This window comes from Chloroflexus sp. (assembly GCF_034431535.1).
Lineage (GTDB): Bacteria > Chloroflexota > Chloroflexia > Chloroflexales > Chloroflexaceae > Chloroflexus.
Genome location: NZ_DAOUDC010000012.1, coordinates 241487 through 262737, shown reverse-complemented (window position 1 = coordinate 262737; position 21251 = coordinate 241487). Strand labels below are relative to the sequence as shown.

At 59.6% G+C, this 21251-nt stretch carries 19 protein-coding genes; 11 read left to right on the top strand and 8 right to left on the bottom strand.

Annotated features, from left to right (window positions below):
- Window positions 1–48 precede the first annotated feature (48 nt).
- From U9R61_RS03410 to nifJ, 6 genes are all read right to left on the bottom strand, one after another.
- The gene (locus U9R61_RS03410) at window positions 49–1473 is read right to left on the bottom strand and encodes an aspartate aminotransferase family protein (RefSeq protein ID WP_322487415.1); all 1425 of its coding nucleotides are present in this window, start codon (window positions 1471–1473) and stop codon (window positions 49–51) included.
- Entirely contained in the window at window positions 1470–2807 is a 1338-nt protein-coding gene (locus tag U9R61_RS03405; protein WP_322487414.1) for an MFS transporter, read from the bottom strand. The genes U9R61_RS03410 and U9R61_RS03405 overlap by 4 nt, the downstream gene beginning before the upstream one ends.
- 18 nt (window positions 2808–2825) lie before the next feature.
- The gene (locus U9R61_RS03400) at window positions 2826–3356 is read right to left on the bottom strand and encodes a TetR family transcriptional regulator (protein ID WP_322487413.1); all 531 of its coding nucleotides are present in this window, start codon (window positions 3354–3356) and stop codon (window positions 2826–2828) included.
- A gap of 294 nt (window positions 3357–3650) precedes the next feature.
- Window positions 3651–4058 carry a cupredoxin domain-containing protein gene (locus U9R61_RS03395; protein ID WP_322487412.1) on the bottom strand — a complete coding sequence of 136 codons (408 nt, stop codon included), beginning with the start codon at window positions 4056–4058 and terminating at the stop codon, window positions 3651–3653.
- 609 nt (window positions 4059–4667) lie between these two features.
- Complete coding sequence (locus tag U9R61_RS03390; protein WP_322487411.1) at window positions 4668–5735, bottom strand: dihydroorotate dehydrogenase-like protein; 1068 nt, start codon at window positions 5733–5735, stop codon at window positions 4668–4670.
- Window positions 5732–9310 (bottom strand): pyruvate:ferredoxin (flavodoxin) oxidoreductase, encoded by a 3579-nt coding sequence (gene nifJ, locus U9R61_RS03385; RefSeq protein ID WP_322487410.1) that lies wholly within the window; start codon window positions 9308–9310, stop codon window positions 5732–5734. The genes U9R61_RS03390 and nifJ overlap by 4 nt, the downstream gene beginning before the upstream one ends.
- Window positions 9311–9551: 241 nt before the next feature.
- On the opposite strand from nifJ, the gene U9R61_RS03380 reads away from it, so the two are divergent.
- The 11 genes from U9R61_RS03380 to U9R61_RS03330 all read left to right on the top strand — a co-directional run bounded on the left by U9R61_RS03380 (window position 9552) and on the right by U9R61_RS03330 (window position 19428).
- Window positions 9552–10109, top strand: a complete 558-nt coding sequence (locus tag U9R61_RS03380) for a DUF2064 domain-containing protein (protein WP_322487409.1) — start codon at window positions 9552–9554, stop codon at window positions 10107–10109.
- A gap of 136 nt (window positions 10110–10245) precedes the next feature.
- Complete coding sequence (gene hrcA, locus U9R61_RS03375; RefSeq protein ID WP_322487408.1) at window positions 10246–11376, top strand: heat-inducible transcriptional repressor HrcA; 1131 nt, start codon at window positions 10246–10248, stop codon at window positions 11374–11376.
- A gap of 25 nt (window positions 11377–11401) precedes the next feature.
- Window positions 11402–11977: a nucleotide exchange factor GrpE gene (gene grpE / locus U9R61_RS03370; RefSeq protein WP_322487407.1), complete on the top strand. Its 576-nt coding sequence runs from the start codon at window positions 11402–11404 to the stop codon at window positions 11975–11977.
- Window positions 11978–12171: 194 nt separating this feature from the next.
- Window positions 12172–14013, top strand: a complete 1842-nt coding sequence (gene dnaK / locus U9R61_RS03365) for a molecular chaperone DnaK (RefSeq protein WP_322487406.1) — start codon at window positions 12172–12174, stop codon at window positions 14011–14013.
- A gap of 61 nt (window positions 14014–14074) precedes the next feature.
- Window positions 14075–15193 (top strand): molecular chaperone DnaJ, encoded by a 1119-nt coding sequence (gene dnaJ / locus U9R61_RS03360; protein WP_322487405.1) that lies wholly within the window; start codon window positions 14075–14077, stop codon window positions 15191–15193.
- 58 nt (window positions 15194–15251) lie between these two features.
- Window positions 15252–16010 carry a 23S rRNA (guanosine(2251)-2'-O)-methyltransferase RlmB gene (gene rlmB / locus U9R61_RS03355; RefSeq protein ID WP_322487404.1) on the top strand — a complete coding sequence of 253 codons (759 nt, stop codon included), beginning with the start codon at window positions 15252–15254 and terminating at the stop codon, window positions 16008–16010.
- A 104-nt stretch (window positions 16011–16114) separates the two neighbouring features.
- On the top strand, window positions 16115–16267 hold the full coding sequence (locus U9R61_RS03350) for a hypothetical protein (protein ID WP_322487403.1): 153 nt from the start codon (window positions 16115–16117) through the stop codon (window positions 16265–16267).
- A 12-nt stretch (window positions 16268–16279) separates the two neighbouring features.
- Entirely contained in the window at window positions 16280–16930 is a 651-nt protein-coding gene (locus tag U9R61_RS03345) for an N-acetyltransferase (RefSeq protein WP_322487402.1), read from the top strand.
- Between the two features lie 44 nt (window positions 16931–16974).
- Window positions 16975–18240: a Glu/Leu/Phe/Val dehydrogenase gene (locus U9R61_RS03340; protein WP_322487458.1), complete on the top strand. Its 1266-nt coding sequence runs from the start codon at window positions 16975–16977 to the stop codon at window positions 18238–18240.
- A 109-nt stretch (window positions 18241–18349) separates the two neighbouring features.
- Window positions 18350–18718, top strand: a complete 369-nt coding sequence (locus tag U9R61_RS03335) for a response regulator (protein ID WP_322487401.1) — start codon at window positions 18350–18352, stop codon at window positions 18716–18718.
- Between the two features lie 23 nt (window positions 18719–18741).
- The gene (locus U9R61_RS03330; protein ID WP_322487400.1) at window positions 18742–19428 is read left to right on the top strand and encodes an HAD family hydrolase; all 687 of its coding nucleotides are present in this window, start codon (window positions 18742–18744) and stop codon (window positions 19426–19428) included.
- A gap of 84 nt (window positions 19429–19512) precedes the next feature.
- Here the strand turns inward: U9R61_RS03330 and U9R61_RS03325 are convergent, their stop codons facing one another.
- Window positions 19513–19770: a hypothetical protein gene (locus tag U9R61_RS03325; RefSeq protein WP_322487399.1), complete on the bottom strand. Its 258-nt coding sequence runs from the start codon at window positions 19768–19770 to the stop codon at window positions 19513–19515.
- Window positions 19771–19898: 128 nt separating this feature from the next.
- Window positions 19899–20855, bottom strand: coding sequence for a thioredoxin-disulfide reductase (gene trxB, locus U9R61_RS03320; protein WP_322487398.1), 957 nt, complete (start codon window positions 20853–20855; stop codon window positions 19899–19901).
- Between the last annotated feature and the right edge of the window lie 396 nt (window positions 20856–21251).

Here is a 21251-nt window from a genome sequence, read left to right as displayed (position 1 = left end):
TCCTCTCAGGTGCTCGACAATAGGCGACTCTTTGAGGTTGGTTGCACCCTAAAACAAGGTATTGAACACATCGATCACGAGCTCGTTGGCGATAGCATCGGGCAGCGCATCAAGCACCTCGTTGATCAGGGCCATCTCAGCGGGCAGCTCGCCGGTGCGCAATCCAATCGCCTGCCAAAGCTGCTGCAACGCCGCCGGTGAACGGTCGTTCATCAGCATAGTCACTGCCATCTCGACCAACTCGCGATTGACAGGCGGCCACTGGGGCGCTGCGGCGACGCAGGTGGCCAGATCGGCCAGCAGCGCCTCAACCTGCCCGGCCACGCCATACGAGACTGAAATATGGATATTGCGCGGCGAATGCGGTGTAGACAATTGCGGCTGCACATACCACCCCCGCCGGCGTAGCGCATCGGCCAGTTGGAAGACATTGATCGTAGGCGAAGCCACCGCTAGCATACTCATCACCGGCTGGCCAAGCACTTCCAAGCCGGGAATAGCAGCAATACCGGCGATCAGACGTTCGGTTGCGGCCTGCACCGTCGCCACCATCTGGCGATAACCGGCTACGCCAAGATAGCGCAACAAGGCCCACGCCGCCGCCAGCGGCCCTGCCGAACGCGAACTGAGCGCGGTGGGATTAATCAGGGTATAAGCGGTGGTATCGGTCGAAGCGAACAACTGGCAGCGGCGCAGCTCGCGATTGCGGTAGAGAATGACCGACGCGCCTTTGGCAGCGTAACCGTATTTGTGCAGATCAACCGAAAGCGACGTTACCCCCGGCACACTCAGATCGAACGGCGTGATCGGGCGACCAAGCTGGCGCAAAAAGGGCAGATACATCCCGCCGACACAAGCGTCAACATGGCAGAGCACGCCGTATTCTTGGGCCAGCGCAGCAATAGCCGGCACCGGATCGAGCGCGCCTTGGGCATACGACGGAGCCGACGCCACTAACAAGATGGTGCGATCGGTTATCGCCGATCGCATCGCTTGCACATCAGCCGTGAAGGTCGCCGGGTCGAAATCAACTAACACCGGCTTTAGCCCCAAATAGTGGGCAGCTTTGTGGAATGCAGCGTGAGCGGTGCGTGATAACACCATCTCAGGCTGATCGAGCGCAGGCTGGTGCAACCGTGCCCAATCGCGGGCCGTCTTCACCGCCAGCAAAATACTCTCGGTGCCGCCTGATGTCACATTGCCGCACACCTGCTCGTCGCCGCCGAGCAGATCGGCCACCATCCGCACCACCTCTTGTTCAAGGCGAGCCGTGCTAGGGAAGGTGGTCGGATCGAGACAATTCTCGCTCAAATAGAGCAGATAGGCTTGTTCGATCAACGTAGTGGCCGCTGCATCAGGCTGATAGATATACGCCCACACCCGGCCCCGCTGCCAATCGAGATCGGCAGTCTTGAAGCTGCGCAACGCAGCCAGAATCTCGGCAGGAGGCAACCCCTCGGCAGGAAAACTCACGGCACAATCCTTTCCGGCGCCAATTCAACCTTCGCTGCGCGTTGCAACGGATACTTCCACATACAAACGACGATCACCAGCGCAGCAATGATCGTCGTGCCGCCGATCAGAAACCGGATCCCCCAAATGGCGCTCTCGGTTTGGAGGTCACTACCGGCGACATAACCGGCCAGCGAGAGCACTGTGGTGAAGAGCACGCCTTGGGCTGAAAACGCCAACTTGGTGATGCCGCCATTCATACCGAAAAAGATCCCTTCGCGGCGAGCACCGTGACGAGCGGCATCGTCATCGATTACCTCGGCGATCAGCGGGAACGGCATCAGCATTGAGCCGGCCAACCCCGGCACAGCCAGCAGCGTACCGATCAAGCCAGTGAGAAAATCGGTCGCCAGCATCATGGCGACAAAACCGGGAATAAAACAGAGGCTGGTGATGATCCATGACCGGCGCGGGCCGATGCGGGCCACCATGGGCCGCCACACCAACAGCATCGGAATGGTCAACACAATCGGAATGCCGAGCAAGAGTGCCTCGGCATCACCGCCGCTGAGCCGAATGCCGGCCACCTCGACCGGTCCTTGAATGCCGAGGGCATATTTGCGCCAAAAAGGCAACATCGCCGCCAGTGCCAGCCAGATATACTCTTTAGCGATATTAGCGCCGATAAACCAGCGAAAGGGCCGGCTGGCGAGCGTGATGCGCAGCGCCGCCAATAAATTGACCTGATCATTCCCGATCTTGCTTGGATCCTCGCGCACACCGATCATTGCAATCAGATAACCGGCGCCAACTAATCCTCCCATGATCGCACCCATCCAAACATAACCCACCTGTTCGGCTAGGATGGGGGCAAGAATAAACGACAGCAGCAACGCAATCGTTGCTAAAATTTCGCGGGTCGCCGACAGATCGATCCGCGCGCGCAAGGTGGGCGCAACTTCGGGAAAGAGCGCATTGTAGGCAATAATGGTCAAACTGTAGAGCGTATCGAACATAAAGAGAATGACCAGAAAATAGGCAGCCAGCAGCCACGGCGACTGGCCCGGCGGCGTCCAGAGAAAGAAAAACGCTAGACCTAGCGGTACAGCGCCAAACACCACATACGGCACCCGGCGACCCATCGGCGTGCGGGTGCGGTCAGACAACTGGCCCATCAGCGGATCGTTGATCGCATTCCATAGACCATAGATCGTCCAAATAATCCCGGCCACCGCCGCATTCAAGCCAAGAATATCGACATAGTAAAACTGGATGCGATTGCCAAAGACCTGATAGGCAATAGTGTTCGCGAAATTGCCCATCGAATAGGTGATATAGCGCAGCAGCCGGTTCATGCCTCCGTCCCCTTTCCATCAGGCGCGATCGCGGTCATCAGCAGCCGGCGGATCGGACAGACCGAGCAGCCGGGCAATGTAAAGGTGCAAAAACTGCTTCAAGTCAGCCATGCGGGCCGGATCAGCGAGGGCCAGCCGGGTTCCGGTTGGATCGAACGGGCCACCGGCAACGTAGCTGCAGTGGATCCACGTAAAGCTAGGGAGGATGAGGCGCAGATCGGGTACCGCCGGCGCGATTGCACCGGCGGTCTGCGCTTGTTGCAACCGATCGAGTGCCAGCGTATCGAGCGGCAGCGAAACCTTCTGTGCCGGCAGATGACCGATATGAGCCGCGATCAGCGCATATTTACGCTCGGCCAAGCGGCGAAAGACGACGCGGTAGCGATCGAGCTTATTGCCAAAATGGTAATGGATCGTAGCAACATTGCGACCAGTCGCAGCAGCCAACGCCCGCATCGACATACCGTGATAGCCATAGCCGGCAAACAGCGCCGTTGCCGCAGCCAACATGCGTCTGGCGCTTGGTGTCGTGTCAGCGGGTTGTTCCATAACGCTAGATTTCCAACATAGAATGGCGTTTACACCCACAGCGCCAAGTGGAGGATGTAGATCGCCCAGCGCAACATTATGCTGGCGCCCGCTCTTTGCCTATGGAGCGGCGCCGGGTGCGCTCAAATTGGCTGCTGACCGGAATGTAGCTCGTCATTGCGTCATCGCATGTCATCAATCGTTTGGTGGAATATGGCTAGTATAGTGAGGTTAGGCTACCCATGTCAAGAGGTACACCGGTAGCAATGCCGCGCCGCTGTACCTGAGTGACACAGCGGCGTGGTACCCCTCTGGTTACGGCTGCACGACTTGCAATTTGCCCGCCATGCCGGCGGTGTAGTGACCTAAGATGCCACACACAAATTGGTACTGGCCGGGTTGCTCAGGGGCAGTAAAAGTGACACTCACCGTCTCGCCCGGTTTAACTTCGATCTCCCAATAAATATTATCTTCATCTTCACTGCCAAAACTTTCACCGATCGTCGTACCATATTTCATGATCACAAATTCGTGTTCGACAGCGCCTTTGTTTGTAATATTGAGCGTTATTTCTTGACCCGGTGGGATCAGGATTTCTTTTGGTTCGTATTGATAATCTTTCATCACAACATCGATCACGGTCGCCGGCGTTTGGCGGCGGCTACAGGCAGTGAGCGGAAACAACGCGAGCGACAGCACGAGCAACAGCAACCAATACTTCATAAGCCTCTCCCTTCGTCGGTGAATACCAGATATCGACAAGAACGGGCTCATAACGCAGGGCGGCAAACCGTTGGAGCGCATGCAACAACGAGCAAGGGCCGGCCAACCCTCACGATACAGAGCCTTGATCCTCCTTGCGATAGAGGCAGAGTTCCATCGAATGCCGAGTCAGGTGAAGATCAATGTTCTTCACCGATCGGAATAAGCTATCTCTCTTCGATCGCAAAATACATCTATCTCTATTGATTGGGAACCGATAAGATGAATATACCCGAATCCTTCGATATTGTCAAGTGTCATCTGAGTATATAAATATCCGGATATATTGAAATAGTTTCATGTCGTAACAACTGGCGAGTGACGGGGCGTGTCCAACAGCCATTTCGTCCTCGTGGGGGATTGCTTCGCTACGGGTCAGTGCTACGTGCTGCCCCGCAGCGAAGCAATGACATGGGGCGGAGCGTGTCGCTGCGCCTTCGCTCGCAATGACATACGGGGGAGCGGAGACGCACACTGACAGAGGGCAGACAGAGGGCAAAGATAAGAACAGACGCCACGGAGGTTATCCGTGGCGTTGCACTCTGCCCAACTTATCGGATCAGCACCGCGTTACGCCTCATCACCAAGGAAGGGGTACAACATGCGCCCGGTCAGGTCGTTATGGCTACCGATGGCGTAAGGTGGCCGGTAATCGTCGAGGACGCGAATGTAGTTCGCCCGCTCGAAGGCTGCCGGTTCGGCGACGGCGCGCTGGCTCATACTGCCGCGCAACTGCTCGATCGATTCGTATTCGTGTTCGGTCAGCCACGACTCCATATCGCGCAGCACGTTGCGCACAATATCGGGAGCGCGCCCGCGCAGCAGCGCCGAGGCCATTGTCGCGACGCTTGCCCCCGCCATCAACCCTTTGAGCGCATCGATGGCGCTATGCACGCCGCTGCTGATGGCGAACTCGACCGGAATGCGCCCATAGAGCAGCGCAATCCAGCGCAACGGCAAGCGCAGATCAGCCGAGGTGCTTAGTTGCAGGTTGGGCCGCACCGAGAGCTGTTCGAGGTCAAGATCAGGCTGGTAAAAGCGGTTGAACAGCACTAGCGCGTTTGCCCCGGCCTCCATCAAGCGCCACGCAAAATTGGGCAGGGCGGTGAAGTAAGGGCCAATCTTCACCGCCAGCGGGATACTGATTTCGGCGCGTACGGCGCGCACCAGCTCGACGTAGATGTTTTCGAGTTCGGCGCTGGTGAGGTTGGTATCAATCGGCACAAAATAGATATTCAGTTCGATGGCATCAGCGCCGGCGTCTTGGATGAGGCGCGCGTAATGCACCCAACCGCCAGCCGAGACGCCGTTGAGACTGCCGATCACCGGAATGCTCAGCGCCTTCTTCAAAGCCGTGACCTGCTCGAGATAGCGTTCGGGGCCAACGCTATATGCGCCGTGTTCGGGCAAATAGCTGAGCGCCTCGGCGAAGCTCTCGGCCCCATGGCTGAGCATCCGATCGAGTTCGAGACTGTTGTGAATGATCTGCTCTTCAAAGAGCGAGTACATCACGATCGCGCCCAACCCGGCCTCTTCGAGCTGGTGGGCTAGTTCGACATTACGGCTAATGGGTGATGCGGCAGCAACCAGCGGCGATCGGAGCCGCATTCCCAGATACGTGGTACTCAGATCGATCATCGCAGCCCCTCCTTCGTCTCGGCAGTCAGCTCATTGGCCATCCATTGCAAATGCGCCCACTTCAACGCCACTTGCCGGCGCAAGCTATTGAGCAATTGCTCGTAGCGGGCCGGGTTGGCCTGTTGCAGCATCTGGAAGCGACCCTCGCCGCGCACATAGACTTCGGGATCGATGCTGGGGGCTTTCGAGTCGATGATCAGCGGCGAACCTTCGTGAATCGCCGGATTGTAGCGGTAGAGCGGCCAGATCCCCGATTCAACCGCCAACCGCTGCTGCTCAAGCCCGCGGCGCAGGTCATAGCCATGGGCAATGCAGTGGCTGTAGGCAATAATCAGTGAAACGCCGGGGTAGGCTTCGGCCTCTTGGAAGGCGCGCAAGGTTTGCACGTCGTCGGCACCGAAGGCAACGCGCGCCACGTAGACATCACCGTAGGTCATGGCGATTTGGGCCAGATCTTTCTTCACCCCACCCTTGCCACTTGTAGCGAACTTGGCAACGGCGCCGGTTGGGGTTGACTTGCTCGCCTGCCCGCCGGTATTGGAGTAGACTTCGGTGTCGAGCACGAGAATGTTGACATCGCGCCCTGAGGCGAAGACGTGATCGAGACCGCCAAAGCCGATGTCGTAGGCCCAGCCGTCGCCACCAACAATCCAGATGCTGCGTTTGATCAGCACATCGGCCAGTGCCAGCAGGTCACGCATCGCGTTCACCTCTGGCGGGTTGCTGTCGATCAATTCACGGAGCCGCTGCTTGAGGATGGCTACTCGTTCACGCTGTTCGCGAATGCCAACTTCGGTGTGCTGATCGGCGTTGAGCAGGTCTTCGACAAACTCAGCACCAAGGACAGGACGGAGTTGGTTGAGGAGCATGTGGGCATGGGCGAGTTGCTGGTCGATGCTCAGCCGCATACCAAGACCAAACTCGGCATTATCTTCAAACAGTGAATTGCACCATGCCGGCCCACGTCCCTCGGCGTTGGTCGTCCACGGGGTAGTCGGTAGGTTGCCACCGTAAATGGACGAACAACCGGTGGCGTTGGCAATGATCGCACGGTCGCCAAACAGTTGGCTGAGCAGCTTGAGGTAGGGTGTTTCGCCACACCCGGCGCATGCACCCGAAAATTCCATCAGCGGCACGTACAACTGCGTATGTTTGACGCTTCCTGCCGGGATGAGGGTACGATCGACATCGGGCAGGCTGAGGAAGAAGTCCCAGTACTCGGCTTCGCGGGCGCGGATGGGCGGTTGCGGCTGCATATTGATCGCCTTGCGCCCTACCGCGCGTTTGTCTTTGACCGGGCAAGCCTCAACGCAGAGACCGCAGCCGGTGCAGTCTTCGGGTGCGACTTGCAACGTATACCGCTGCTCAGGAAACTCTTTGAAGCGAGCCGTCGCGCTGCGGAAGCCTTCGGGCGCGCCAGCCAGCGCCTCTTCGGGATAGACCTTGGCCCGGATGGTGGCGTGCGGGCAGACGAAGACACACTTATTGCATTGGATGCAGATATTCGGATCCCAGACCGGTATCTCAAGGGCGATATTGCGCTTCTCCCACTTGGTGGTGCCTGTGGGGAAGGAGCCGTCGAGCGGGATGGCGCTCACCGGCACATCATCGCCGCGACCGGCGATCATCATGCCGAGCACGTCACACACAAACTCCGGTGCGTTGGGCGCAACCGGCGGACGCATCGACAAGCCGTTGTCTTCGCTCGGCGGCGGGATCGGCACCTCGTAGAGCCGGTCGAGGGTGCGATCGACGGCGGCCCAATTCTGCTTGACCACGGCTTCACCACGGCGGCCATACGTCTTCTTAATCGACTGCTTGATCGCCGCAATCGCGTCTTCGCGCGGCAACACACCGCTGATCGCGAAGAAGCAGGTCTGCATCACGGTATTAATGCGCCCGCGCATGCCAACTTCATTCGCCACCGCGGTAGCGTCGATCACATAGAGGCGCAGATTGAGTTCGCGGATCTTGCGCTGCACGACGGTTGGCAACTGATGCCAGACCTGATCGGGGCCGTAGGGGCTATTGAGCAAGAAGACGCCGTTGGGCGCAGCGTACTGCAAGACATCGAACCGTTCGAGGAAGCTAAAGTGGTGGCAAGCGACAAATTGGGCTTGACCCTTGCCGATCAGGTACGGCGTCGCTAGCGGCGATGGGCCGAAGCGCAGATGCGAGATCGTCACCGACCCCGACTTTTTCGAGTCGTAAACGAAGTAGCCTTGGGCGTGGCGTTCAGCCTCGCCTTCGCTGCTATCGCCGATAATCTTGATGCTATTCTTGTTCGCGCCGACGGTGCCATCAGCGCCAAGCCCCCAGAAGACACAGCGCATCGTACCGGGTGGATCGATGCAGAGGTCGGGATCGTAGCTGAGGCTGCTGTTGGTCACATCATCGTTGATGCCAACGGTAAAGTGCTCTTTGGGATGATCTTTGGCCAGCTCGGCGAAGACGGCGGCTGCCATGCCCGGTGTAAATTCCTTCGACGACAACCCGTACCGTCCGCCGATAATTGTGATCGGTTGCCCCCGCAGCGCATGCACCACATCAAGGAAGAGCGGCTCGCCGGAAGCGCCGGGTTCTTTGGTACGGTCAAGAACGGCAATCGCCTTCAAGCTCGGCGGCAACACGGCGCAGAACGCCTCGGCGGCGAAGGGCCGGAAGAGGCGCACCTGCACCACACCTACCTTCTCGCCCTGCTGGTTGAGATAGAAAGCCGTCTCGCGCGCGGTTTCGCCGCCCGAACCCATGATCACAATCACCCGCTCGGCATCGGGCGCGCCGAAGTAGTCGAACAGGTGGTAGCGGCGGCCAGTGATTTCGGCGAAGCGATCCATTTGCGCCTGCACCACGCTGGGGAAAGCGTCAATAATCGGCTGGATGCGCTCACGGGCTTGAAAAGCGACATCGGGGTTCTGGGCCGTGCCGCGGATCACCGGATGTTCGGGCGAGAGGGCATGGGCGCGGTGCTCATGCACCCATTCGTCTTTGATCATCGCCCGAATCTCTTCTTCTTCGAGCAGCGTAATCGAGTTGACCTCGTGCGAGGTGCGGAAGCCGTCGAAGAAGTGGATCACCGGTAACTTGCCAGCCAGCGAGCTGGCGTGCGCTATCAGCGCCAAATCTTGCGCCTCTTGCACCGAAGCTGAGGCTAGCATACCAAGGCCAGTTGCGCGGGCCGCCATGACATCCGAGTGATCGCCGAAGATCGACAGACCCTGCGTGGCAAGGGCGCGAGCGGCCACATGAAACACGCCGGGGTTCAACTCGGCGGCCATCTTAAACCAGTTCGGAATCATCAACAGTAGCCCTTGTGAGGCGGTAAACGTCGTGATCAGCGTGCCCGTCTGCATCGCGCCGTGCAACGCACCGGCGGCGCCGCCTTCTGACTGCATCTCATATACGGTTGGCACGACTCCCCACAGATTGGTCTTGCCGGCGGCGGCCATCGCATCGGACTGCTCGCCCATTGGGGTCGAAGGGGTAATTGGATAGATCGCTATCACTTCACTCAGTTGATAGGCAACGTTAGCAACCGCTTCATTGCCATCAAGCGTTACACGCCGTGATCCCATCGCTGCCTCCTTGGCTGTATGCAGGAAAAAACACTGCCTGCTTCACTCAGTATAGAAGTAGAGCGGCAACGCTTCAGATGCAACTCAGGCAACCTTCAGTAATAATTGCTTCATTCTGAGACCATTCTGCCCGGAAAAGATCCATCGAATGTTTAACTTTAGGGCGTTATTTCTGTAGTTCAACCCAATACGACGTTTTATAATAGGTACGATTTCGCGCACTGCAAAGATGGAGCAGCGCATGCAGCGCACAACCCTGATCCTCGAGCGAACCGCCGCTCTGCGGGAAACATTCGGCATTGAAGCGAGTTGGTGGTCAAGCGCGTTTCTGGCCGATACACAGGCATTAGTGATGCGCATCACCGGCGTTGTCGCAAAGGTCACTTCAACCATCCACATCACCGCCGAGACCATCGAGGTGCCATTTGTCATCATCAGCGGCGACACGCCGCACATTCCAGAAACGCGGATTCGCGATGCTTTTACCTTGCTCGAGAGCGGATATGATGTGGTGGTCGGGCCATGTGATCGGGGCAGTTGGTACATCTTGGGCCTGCGCCAAGCGAGCTTGGCGGCCTACATCCCGCTCAGCGGCGGCGAATTACTGCCGTGGATGGAACAGATGCGCCAACGCGACTTGCGCGTGATCCAATTGCCGCTCTGGTTCCGGATCATACACCCAAACGATCTGGTGATGCTCGCGCTAGCGTTACGAACGATGCCGGCTTGGCATGCGCCAGCTACCTGCCATCTGCTTGGTGATAACGAGGGGTCGCTGGCACGGGAGTGGGGCGCATAGGGGGGTGACAATCGCCATAACTTATGGTATACTCTTTATCGGCGTGCATCTGATGCACGCCAACCTTTTACGTTAGAAGCCTTAGCACTCTCGCCTCACGAGTGCTAACCACCGACCAGCGAGGCAGAACACAGCGATGAGCGGACCTCTGACCGAACGCCGGCAGACGATACTCAAGCTGGTCGTTCAGGAGTTTGTTGACACGGCTACGCCGGTCGCATCCGAGACGCTGGTGCGCAAATATCGCCTGCCCGTCTCACCGGCGACGGTGCGCAACGATATGGCCGCGCTCGAAGAGTTGGGCTTTCTCACCCACCCGCACACGTCGGGCGGGCGGATCCCGACCGATGCTGGCTATCGCTTTTTTGTCGAAAATCTCATGGAGCGCACGTCGCTGTCATCCGCCGAGCAGCGTATGATCCGCCACCAATTTTACCAAGTGCGCGGCGAGCTGGATCAGTGGGTGCAACTTGCTTGTGCGGTGCTGGCCCGCGCGGCGCACAACGCCTCGGTGGCAACTGTGCCGCGCGCCGAGCAGCTCCGCTTCAAGAGCCTCGATCTGATCGCGATCCACGAGACGATGGCGTTGGCGGTGATGGTCTTCCACGGCGGGATTGTCAAGCAGCAGACGCTGCCGATCGAGCCGGGCCGCACGCCAGAGGATTTGCGCCGCGCCGCCGGCATTGTGAGCGATCTGCTGACTGACACGACCCTGAGCCGGGCCGAAGAGATCGCGGCGACGGCGACCTTTAACGGTATCACGCTCAGCGATTTCGAGCGCGGGCTGGTCGATCTGGTAGTGCGGGCCATGCAGGCGTTTGAAGAGCAAGCGCAAGAGCAAATCTATTCCGATGGCTTGCTCGAAATGCTCAGCCAACCGGAATTTTTGCCGGCGAGCGGGCGTGATGACGCTGAACGCGCGATTGAGCGGATGCGCCGCACCCTCGAAATCTTGAAGAGCGGGCGCGGCCTGAGCCCGTTGATCCTGCAGGCGCTGGCTTCAGGCGGCGTGCAGGTGATTATCGGTGGCGAGCACGGCGAAGATGCGATGCGTGACTACAGCGTGATCCTTGCCCGCTATGGCGTCGAAGGCGCGATTGCCGGCGTGCTCGGCGTGATTGGCCCCACCCGGATGGCCTATCCACGCTCGATCTCGACTGTACGCTATATCGCGTCACTGATGAGCAATTTACTGGCCGAACTCTATAACGTCAATGTGCGTCCCTCTGATGTCGAGACCGATCCCAACGGTGATCAGCGCGCGTAACAGATTGTCTATGAACGAGGAAGCTATGTCGAACCCGGAAGAAGTCAACCCCGACACAACCGCCACGACCGGCAATGGTGCCGCTGCGACGACGCCAGACACGGCAACCGTTGAGACGCCGGCTGATCCGACGGCGGTGATTGCCGATCTGCAAAACCGATTGGCACAGGCTGAGGCGCAGGCGGCTGAATATAAGGATCAGTGGATGCGGGCGGTGGCCGATTATCGTAATTTCAAGCGCCGCACCGATACCGAACGGGCCGAACTGATCCGCAACGCCGGCGCGGCCCTGATCCTCAAGCTGCTGCCGGTGCTCGATGATTTCGAGCGCGCCATCGCCAACATTCCGCCTGAGATCGCGGGCACGCCGTGGTGGCAGGGAACGCAACTGATTGCCCAGAAGTTGCGTACTATTCTGGAAAGCGAAGGGGTGAAGCCGATCGAGGCGTTGGGGCAAGATTTTGACCCCAATCTGCACGAGGCGGTGATCTACGAAGAGGCGGAAGGGCAAGAAGGTAAGGTGATCGCCGAATTGCAGCGCGGCTACCTGCTGCACGATCGCGTGATCCGGCCGAGTATGGTCAAGGTCGGGCGCGGGTGATGGTGGTGTTGGGCTGAGCGGGGTGGTATAGCGGTCTATAGGTACGGGCGGGTTTCAAACCCGCCCGTACATCCCGCTCGTACTCCCGCCTGTACACCCATCCGTGCCGGCAGGTTTGAAACCCGCTGCTTCCTATGTGGTAACGAGAATCACGATAACACTCTGAGGTATCGCATATTGTAAAAGGTTTTTCCATGCCGAAGGTTATTGGGATTGATTTAGGCACAACCAACTCAGTCGTAGCAGTCGTCGAAGGCGGCGATGTAGTGGTCATCCCCAACGCCGAAGGCGCGCGCCTCACCCCCTCGGTCGTGGCGATCACGAAGTCAGGTGAACGGGTGGTCGGCCAAGTCGCTCGCCGGCAGGCCGTCACCAACCCCGAAAATACGGTCTTCTCAGTCAAGCGCTTTATCGGGCGAAAATTCACCGATCCGTCGGTGCAGCGCGATAAAGATCTGGTGCCGTACCAGCTCACCGCGGCGCCGAATGGTGATGTGCGGGTCTTGATGGCAGGCCGCGAGTATGCCCCGCCGGAGATTTCGGCGATGGTGCTGCAAAAGCTCAAGGCTGATGCTGAAGCCTATCTGGGTGAGCCGGTCATGCAGGCAGTGATTACGGTACCGGCCTATTTTAACGATAGCCAACGGCAGGCCACCAAAGATGCCGGCAAGATCGCCGGCCTTGAAGTGCTGCGCATTGTCAATGAGCCGACTGCCAGCGCGCTAGCTTACGGCCTTGACAAGAAGGGCCAAGATGAATTGGTGGTCGTCTATGATATGGGTGGCGGCACCTTCGACGTTAGCATTCTTGAGCTGAGCGAAGGCGTCGTTGAGGTGAAGGCGACCAGTGGCGATACCCATCTTGGCGGCGATGATTTCGACCAGCGGATTATTGATTGGCTGGCCGAAGGATTTAAAAAAGAGCACGGCATTGATTTGCGCGACGACCGGGTAGCCCTGCAACGTTTGAAAGAAGCGGCTGAGAAGGCAAAGATGGAGCTCAGCTCGCTGATGCAGACTGAGATTAGTTTGCCCTTCATCACCGCCGATTCCAGCGGTCCCAAGCACCTGAGCGCAACCCTGACCCGCGCCAAGCTCGAACAGCTCTGCGCCGATCTGATCGAGCGCAGCATGGGGCCGGTGCGGCAAGCCCTGCGCGATGCTGGTCTGCAACCGAGCCAGATCGATGAGATTATTCTGGTCGGCGGCCAAACCCGTATGCCGGCCATTCAGGCGGCGGTGCGCAACTTCTTTGGCAAAGAACCGAACCGCAGCGTCAACCCCGACGAGGTGGTCGCGATTGGCGCGGCCATCCAAGCCGGCGTGCTCGGCGGCGAAGTGAAGGATGTGCTGCTGCTCGATGTGACGCCGCTAACGCTCGGCATCGAGACGCTCGGCGGCGTGATGACGCCGATCATCGAGCGCAATACCACCATCCCTACCCGCAAGAGCCAAGTCTTTTCGACCGCCAGCGATAATCAGAGCAGCGTTGAGATTCACGTCTTGCAAGGCGAGCGAGCCGAAGCGCGCTATAACAAGAGCCTTGGCCGCTTCGAGCTGTCAGGCATTCCACCGGTGCCGCGCGGCGTGCCCCAGATCGAGGTGACGTTCGATATTGACGCCAATGGCATCGTGAGCGTGAGCGCGCGCGATAAGGCTACCGGCAAAGAACAGCGGATCACGATCACCGCTTCGTCGGGCCTCTCGCAAGACGAGATCGAGCAGATGGTGCGCGATGCCGAGCTGCACGCCGAAGAGGATCGCCGGCGGCGCGAGTTGATCGCGGCCCGCAATCAGGCCGATAGCGTGTTGTACGCTGCCGAAAAAGCCCTGCGTGAAGCCGGCGAAAACCTTGATCCGGCGCTTCGCAGCAATGTGGAAGAGAAGGCGATGGCCCTGCGCAGCGTGCTCGCTGACGATGACGAGCAGGCGATTCGCAATCGGATTGCTGAATTGGCGGTGGCATTGCAACATGTGACGGCCGCCGCACCCAATGGCCCTGCCGGCGTCGTTGATGGCGAAAAGGTCGAAGAGTAGCCGATGGCGGGCCGGTAGCGATCGGGACACCGGCCGGCAGCGTGCGTAACGAGGGAACCGTATGACAGCGGGAGCCAAACGTGACTACTACGAGGTGCTCGGGGTGAGTCGCAGTGCGACGCCCGACGAGATCAAGAAGGCATTTCGCCGGCTGGCCCGCCAGTATCACCCCGATGTCAATAAATCGCCTGAGGCTGAGGCGAAATTTAAAGAGATCAACGAAGCCTACGAGGTGCTCTCTGACGAGCAAAAGCGGGCAATGTACGACCGCTTCGGCCACAACCCGCCCGGTTTTGGCGGGATGGGTGGCGATCCATTTAGCGGCGTTGATCCGTTCAGCTCGATCTTCGACGCATTCTTCGGCGGGGCCAGTGCGGGGCGCAGCACCCGCGGGCCATTGCGCGGCGCCGATCTGCGCTATACGCTGCGCCTGACCTTTGAAGAAGCGGTGTTCGGCACCGAAAAGGAGATCGAGTTCCGCCGATTGGAAACCTGCAGCGCATGCCACGGTTCCGGCGCCGAACCGGGCACCGAGCCGGCGCGCTGCCCGCGCTGCGGTGGCACCGGCGAGATTCGCCAGCGCGCGCCGATTTTCAATATGGTGACGGTGACAACATGCGACACCTGCGGCGGCACCGGCTATGTCATTCCCATTCCCTGCCGCGAATGTCGCGGCGAGGGGCGGGTGCGCAAGTCGCGTAAGATTACCGTCCGCGTGCCCGCCGGTGTTGACGGGTCGCAACAGATCCGGATCAGCGGCGAGGGTGAAGCTGGCCCGCGCGGCGGGCCGCCCGGCAATCTCTACGTGGCGCTCGATATTCAACCGCATCCGATCTTCGAGCGCGACGGCAATGACATTATCTTGCCGTTGACGATCAATGTCGCCCAAGCGGCCTTAGGAAGCGAAGTCAGCGTTCCTACCCTCGAAGGCACCGAGAAGCTGCGCCTGCCGCCCGGCACCCAGCACGGCCAAACCTTCCGCATCCGCGGCAAAGGTGTACCTTACCTGCGCCAACAAGGTCGCGGCGATCTGATCGTGGTCATCCGGATCGAGGTGCCAACCAAGCTCACCGATCAACAGCGCCGGCTGTTCCAAGAACTGGCGCAAACCTTCTCGCCTGATGGCGACCACGGCGATAAAGGGTTGTTCGGCCATATCAAAGATGCGCTGGGATTGTAGCCGGATGGAAACGATCCAGCCACGGTTGTGACCGTATGTAACAGCGAGTGAGTAGATTATGACGACCGAGTTGCTCTATGGGCGCAACGCGGTGCGCGAGGCTCTCCGCGCTCGCCGCCGCGCGTTGCGCCGTTTAGTTGTCTCGCGCAGTGTGCAAGAGAGCGGCATTATCGCCGATATTATCCGGCTGGCCGAACAGGCCGGCGTGCCGGTGGAGCGGATCGAGCGGCAGGCGCTCGACCGCCAGTTGCGCGATGCGAACCATCAGGGGGTTATGCTCGAAACTGGCCCTTATCCGTATGTCGAACTCGACGACTGCCTGCGAGCAGCGGCTGACCGGCGCGAGCCTGTGCTCCTCTTGTTGCTGGATCATCTGCAAGACCCGCAAAACATCGGTACCCTGTTACGCACTGCCGAAGCAGTCGGCTGCCACGGTGTCGTCATTCCGGGGCGGCGCGCCGCCGAAATTACGCCGGCAGTGGTCAATGCCAGCAGCGGCGCGGTAGAACACCTGCGGGTGGCGATGGTGACGAATTTGGCCCAAACGATCGAAGAATTGCAGCGCACCGGCATTTGGGTGGCCGGACTTGATCAAGATGAAGCGGCCAAAGATATCGACACGGTTGATCTTGATCTGCCGCTCGCCCTCATCATTGGCGCCGAGGGCACCGGCATGGCCCGCTTGGTGCGTGAACGGTGCGATTTTCTCGTGCGGTTGCCGATCGTTGGTCAAGTGGGATCACTCAACGCCGCCGTGGCCGGCAGCATTGCGCTGTACCACGCATGGCGGCAACGCTTCCGTTCGGTAGCAGAATAATCGTGCCAGCGATCGCAGAAGCCGGCTGACGTGGACTTCATACTCATACTTGAAGCCTCGCCGAGCCTGCGCTAGAATACAGTGCGGTAGAGCAAGGAGGAACTATGCGTTGGGTAACACTGGTGGCGCTGTTGGCAGCTCTTGGCTATATCGTCTTTTTGCAGCGAAAGTTGACCGTCGCCGAGCGGCGCGGTGATATGTACCGCGATATTGCCAGCCGGCTGGAATTGCGCGTGGCCGAGCTGACGGCGCGCTAAGCAGGCGTAGCAATGTACGCCGTCGCAGCTCCTCCAATTGGCGCGCCGTCCGATGATGTAGTGATTCGACCGGCCCGCCTGAGCGATATTGACGCGATCGTCGCCCTCCACCGCGAAGCATTTGCCGACACGTTCGGCGCAGCGTTTGGCCCGCGCGATCGGGAACGCGGCGCGCAAGCGTTGGCGACCGGCTGGCGGCGGCAAGGGCCAGCGGCGCTGCGTGGCATGCTGGTGGCGGAATACGCCGGCCAGCTTATCGGTACGACCAGCTTGCGCACCCGCGATATGATCGGCGATGGCGGCGGCTTTGCCGAGTCGGCCTTTTTTGAGACATTAGGCGTCTGGGGAGCGTTGCGTTCGCTCTTTGCCCTCTCGCTGCTCGACCATCAGATCGAACGTGGTGAAGGGTTTATCGCCGATGTCGCCGTTGCCCCGGACTGGCGGCGGCGCGGCATCGCGCGCGCGCTGCTGCAACGCGCCGAAGATGATGCCCGCGCCCGCTCCCTCGCCTATCTAGGGTTGTACGTGCGCGAGAGCAATCACGGTGCCCGTGCGCTCTACGAGCGGCTTGGCTTTCAGGTAATGTATATCCGCCGCTCACTGTTCGCCCGGTTGTTCTTCGGTCAGGACGGTTGGATCTATATGCGCAAGAATCTGGCCTGATCGAGAGGAGATACAGCTTGAAGATCAATGAAGAGGGGAAGACAATGACGTCTCACCAGATCAACCCGTTTCACGTCGCTCAACAGCAGTTCGATCAGGCTGCCGATATGTTGCGCCTGCCCGATGATGTGCGGGCGATTCTGCGCGTGCCTCAACGCGAATTGACAGTCAATTTTCCAGTGCAGATGGACGACGGCTCGACTCGCGTCTTTACCGGCTATCGTGTGCAGCACAATCTCAGCCGGGGGCCGGTGAAGGGCGGCATTCGCTATCATCCCAGCGTTGACATTGACGAAGTGCGCGCGCTGGCGATGTGGATGACGTGGAAGTGCGCACTGGTCAATATTCCCTACGGCGGCGCCAAGGGCGGCGTGATCGTCGATCCCAAGCAGCTCTCGCCGGGCGAGCTTGAGCGGCTGACGCGGCGCTTCGCCACCGAAATAAGCATCCTGCTCGGCCCTGAAAAGGATATTCCCGCGCCTGATGTCGGTACCAATGCCCAGACGATGGCGTGGATTATGGATACCATCTCGATGCACCGCGGCTACACGGTGCCGGCGGTGATCACCGGCAAACCGGTGAACGTCGGTGGATCACTGGGCCGCGTTGAGGCGACCGGGCGCGGGGTGATGCTGATGGTGCGCGAGATGGTGCGTAAGCTCAATAAGCCGCTAGCGGGGTTGCGCGTTGTGGTGCAAGGGTTCGGTAATGTCGGCAGCACAGCGGCGTATCTGCTCCATCAGCTCGGTTGTACGATCATCGGCGTAGCTGATGCGTCAGGCGGCTACTACTGCGCACATGGGCTTGATATTCCGGCCATGCGCACCTACGCCGACCGCCATCCGTTCCGCTTGCTGGAAGGCTATAGCGCACCCGGCGTTGAACGGATCAGCGGCAGTGAGTTGCTAGAACTCGAATGCGATGTCTTGATTCCGGCGGCGCTGGAAAATCAGCTTACCGGCGCGAACGCTGAGCGCATCCGCGCCAAGCTGATTGTCGAAGGCGCTAATGGGCCAACGACGCCAGAAGCAGATGCGATTTTGGGTGAACGCGGCATTGTTATTGTGCCTGATATTCTAGCCAATGCCGGTGGCGTGATCGTCTCGTACTTTGAATGGGTGCAGGGCCTGCAAGAGTTTTTCTGGGATGAACAAGACATCAACGAGAAGCTGGAACGCATTATCGTTGGTGCCTTCCAGCAGGTGACAACCATGGCCGAGCAGCGTCGGGTGCCGCTGCGCCTTGCGGCCTATCTGCTGGCTGTGCAGCGGGTGGCCGATGCAAATGCGACCCGTGGGGTGTATCCATGATGAATGCCAAGCCGCCGCGATACTAAGCGAAGACCGGCGCTGGCACGCAAAGTTGTTGCCAACGACGCTGAGCATCGTGGCGGTTTGAGCTGATAGCGCAGGAGACCGTATGCAAATTGTGCTCGTTGAGGATAATCCGCTGATGCAACAATTGTTTGCGATCTTCCTGCGCGGGCAGGGTTTTGAGGTGACGGTCGCCGCCACCGGTGCGGCGGCATTGGCCGCACCGGTTTCATTACCGGCGCTCTTTCTCATCGACCTACGCTTGCCCGATTGTGATGGATACGATCTCTTGCGCCAATTGCGCGCCCGCCCTGAGCTGCGCCACTGCCCGGCCATCGCGCTCAGCGGCCTTGGCGAAAGCGATCGGCGATTGGCGATCGCGGCCGGTTTCGATCGCTTTCTGACCAAACCGACCGATCTTGATGAATTGATCCTGACGATTACTGAGTTGTTGGGAGGCGCGCCGGAACGGTAGGCTGCGTCTCAGCAGGAGTGATGATGAAGCGGTTAGTGTTGTGGGATGTTGACGGCACCTTGCTCTCGACCGACGGGATCGCCGCGAACGCGATGCGCGCCGCGTTGCGGCAGTTGGTTGGGCCAGAGGTTCGGATCGAGCGCACCTCGTATGCCGGCAAGACCGATTGGCAAATCGTGCGCGATAGTCTACCTTCGTTGGACGAAGCAACGATTCAAGCCCGGTTGCGCGAGTTTATTGACCTATACGTCTCCGAACTCACCGCGCAACGCGAGGCATTGATCGCGCGTTCGACCGTCTTTGCCGGCGTGATAGCCGCAATCAGCACGCTGACCGACTATGCGTACCAAGCCCCGCTCACCGGCAATGTCGCCGCCGCGGCCCGAATCAAGCTCGAATGCACCGGCCTATTGCCATGGCTCGATATCGACGCCGGCGCGTATGGCGATGACCACTTCGACCGGTTGGCCTTGCCGCCCATCGCAGCGCGCCGCGCCGAATCTCGCTACCGGCGCGCCTTTACCCCCGCTGAAGTGGTGATTATCGGCGATACGCCGCGCGACATCGCCTGCGGCAAGGCGTTTGGCGCGCGCACGGTCGCAGTGGCCACCGGCCCCTTCTCGGTGGCCGAATTGGCCGATCACCGTCCTGATGCGCTCTTGCCCGACCTGAGCAATACTGACGCCGTGCTAGCGGCGGTGTTAGGCTAAGGGCATGAGTTGGCGGTAAAACACGAAGGGAGGGCATTAATAGTAAACGTGCCCTCCCTTTCGCTGCGGACCGGCAATCACACCTTACAATGCGCGCGGTCCGCCATGGAGTTCTTCAACCAGATGCGCGCGCGCCTCGACCGTGGCCATCTGGGTCGAAGCGTAAAGTGAAGCAGCGCGCATAATCTCTTTCGCCTGCTCTGCTGGCATGGCACGCACTTGCTCGAGCGTAAGCCCTTGGCTGCGCAGATACTCCAGAATGTAGGCTTGCTCGAGGTGTTCGTAGCTTTCACGAGCACCGGTGTCGGTCAGTTCAGGATTTGTGGGGGGCGTCGTTGCCATAGCGCACCTCCTGGTGTGGGTTGATGTCTTTACTATAACATGCCGGTGCGCTGCGTTGAGAAAAAAGTTCACAACTATCTGTAAAGTAACGGCGGGTTTCAAACCCGCCGTTACTGGCTACCCACTCGTTACGATGTAGCGGTTGCAGTCGCTTTGGCGCGGGCATGCTCCTGCTCGGCAAGGTACCACGTCGCTTCCATCGCAGCGCGGCACCCATCACCGGCCGCGGTGATCGCCTGCCGGTAAATGTGATCGGCCACATCGCCGGCGGCAAAGATGCCGGGGATATTGGTGCGGGTACGCCCATCGGTCACAATATAGCCGCCCTCGTCAAGCTCAAGGATCCCGCGGAACAGCTCGGTGTTTGGCACGTGGCCAATGTACGGGAAGACGCCATCAACCGCCAGATCGCTGATCTCGCCGGTTTGCAGGTTGCGCAGCGTCACCGCCTCGACCTTGTCTTTGCCGTTGATCGCCACGACCACCGAATTCCAGATGAAACGCACCTTGGGGTTGCTGAAGGCGCGCTCTTGCAAGACCGGATCGGCCCGCAAGCTGTCGCGGCGATGCACGATGAACAGCTCATCAACGTAGCGGGTGAGGAACAGCCCTTCATCGAGCGCGCTGTTGCCGCCACCAACGACCACCACCTTCTTGCCGCGGAAGAAGAAGCCATCACAGGTAGCGCAATAGCTGACGCCACGATTAGCTAGCTCTTCCTCGCCGGGGACGCCCAGCTTGCGCGGCGACGCGCCGGTGCTGACGATGATTGTATCAGCCGTGATGGTCTGGCCGCTATCGGTATGAATCACGAAGGGGCGTTGATCAACCTCGACCTTCGTTACCATCGTTTCCAGATATTGAGCGCCGAAACGAGCAGCTTGCTTCTCCATCGCCTCAGCCAGCTCAAAGCCGCCAATGCCTTCGGGGAAGCCGGGGTAGTTCTCGACTTCGCTCGTGGTCGCAATCAAACCACCGGGTTGCATCCCGCGGATCACCAGCGGCTCAAGGTTGGCGCGCGCCGCGTAGAGGGCAGCCGTCAGACCGGCTGGCCCCGAACCGATAATAACAACTTTGTGATGCATAACGAATAATCTCCTCGCCTTTGCGCAATCACACACAGATCAAGCCAGCGGCGCGGCAGGCGTCGCGTCGCTCACAACAGGGAGTATACCATACCCCGGTATCGTCTGTCTGTAATCTAGATTACCCCCCAGGGGTATGGGGGTTCAAGGGTAGAAAGAACCCACGAGCGTACATGTGCTGATGGCATTGCGATGCACTGGTGTACCATCACCCCTAGCCCCGCTCCCGCACCAGCGGGAGCGGGGAGCACGAAACATTTGACCGGCACCCGGTTCTGATGGCCGGGCTAGGGTTACGGAGCCCGCGGCGCGGGCTAATAGTCCTCACCCCTAACCCCTCTTCCACTGGTGTTCAAGAGCAGACAGAATACATGAGCACAGATGTGGTTGGAGGCA

Bases quoted from the DNA above. Each gene is read 5' to 3' on its own strand.
- dnaK (WP_322487406.1), top strand. From the start codon at position 12,172: ATGCCGAAGGTTATTGGGATTGATTTAGGCACAACCAACTCAGTCGTA.
- U9R61_RS03405 (WP_322487414.1), bottom strand. From the start codon at position 2,807: ATGAACCGGCTGCTGCGCTATATCACCTATTCGATGGGCAATTTCGCG.
- hrcA (WP_322487408.1), top strand. From the start codon at position 10,246: ATGAGCGGACCTCTGACCGAACGCCGGCAGACGATACTCAAGCTGGTC.
- U9R61_RS03400 (WP_322487413.1), bottom strand. From the start codon at position 3,356: ATGGAACAACCCGCTGACACGACACCAAGCGCCAGACGCATGTTGGCT.
- U9R61_RS03390 (WP_322487411.1), bottom strand. From the start codon at position 5,735: ATGATCGATCTGAGTACCACGTATCTGGGAATGCGGCTCCGATCGCCG.
- U9R61_RS03340 (WP_322487458.1), top strand. From the start codon at position 16,975: ATGACGTCTCACCAGATCAACCCGTTTCACGTCGCTCAACAGCAGTTC.
- rlmB (WP_322487404.1), top strand. From the start codon at position 15,252: ATGACGACCGAGTTGCTCTATGGGCGCAACGCGGTGCGCGAGGCTCTC.
- grpE (WP_322487407.1), top strand. From the start codon at position 11,402: ATGTCGAACCCGGAAGAAGTCAACCCCGACACAACCGCCACGACCGGC.
- nifJ (WP_322487410.1), bottom strand. From the start codon at position 9,310: ATGGGATCACGGCGTGTAACGCTTGATGGCAATGAAGCGGTTGCTAAC.
- U9R61_RS03345 (WP_322487402.1), top strand. From the start codon at position 16,280: ATGTACGCCGTCGCAGCTCCTCCAATTGGCGCGCCGTCCGATGATGTA.
- trxB (WP_322487398.1), bottom strand. From the start codon at position 20,855: ATGCATCACAAAGTTGTTATTATCGGTTCGGGGCCAGCCGGTCTGACG.
- U9R61_RS03330 (WP_322487400.1), top strand. From the start codon at position 18,742: ATGAAGCGGTTAGTGTTGTGGGATGTTGACGGCACCTTGCTCTCGACC.
- U9R61_RS03335 (WP_322487401.1), top strand. From the start codon at position 18,350: ATGCAAATTGTGCTCGTTGAGGATAATCCGCTGATGCAACAATTGTTT.
- U9R61_RS03325 (WP_322487399.1), bottom strand. From the start codon at position 19,770: ATGGCAACGACGCCCCCCACAAATCCTGAACTGACCGACACCGGTGCT.
- U9R61_RS03350 (WP_322487403.1), top strand. From the start codon at position 16,115: ATGCGTTGGGTAACACTGGTGGCGCTGTTGGCAGCTCTTGGCTATATC.
- U9R61_RS03380 (WP_322487409.1), top strand. From the start codon at position 9,552: ATGCAGCGCACAACCCTGATCCTCGAGCGAACCGCCGCTCTGCGGGAA.
- U9R61_RS03395 (WP_322487412.1), bottom strand. From the start codon at position 4,058: ATGAAGTATTGGTTGCTGTTGCTCGTGCTGTCGCTCGCGTTGTTTCCG.
- dnaJ (WP_322487405.1), top strand. From the start codon at position 14,075: ATGACAGCGGGAGCCAAACGTGACTACTACGAGGTGCTCGGGGTGAGT.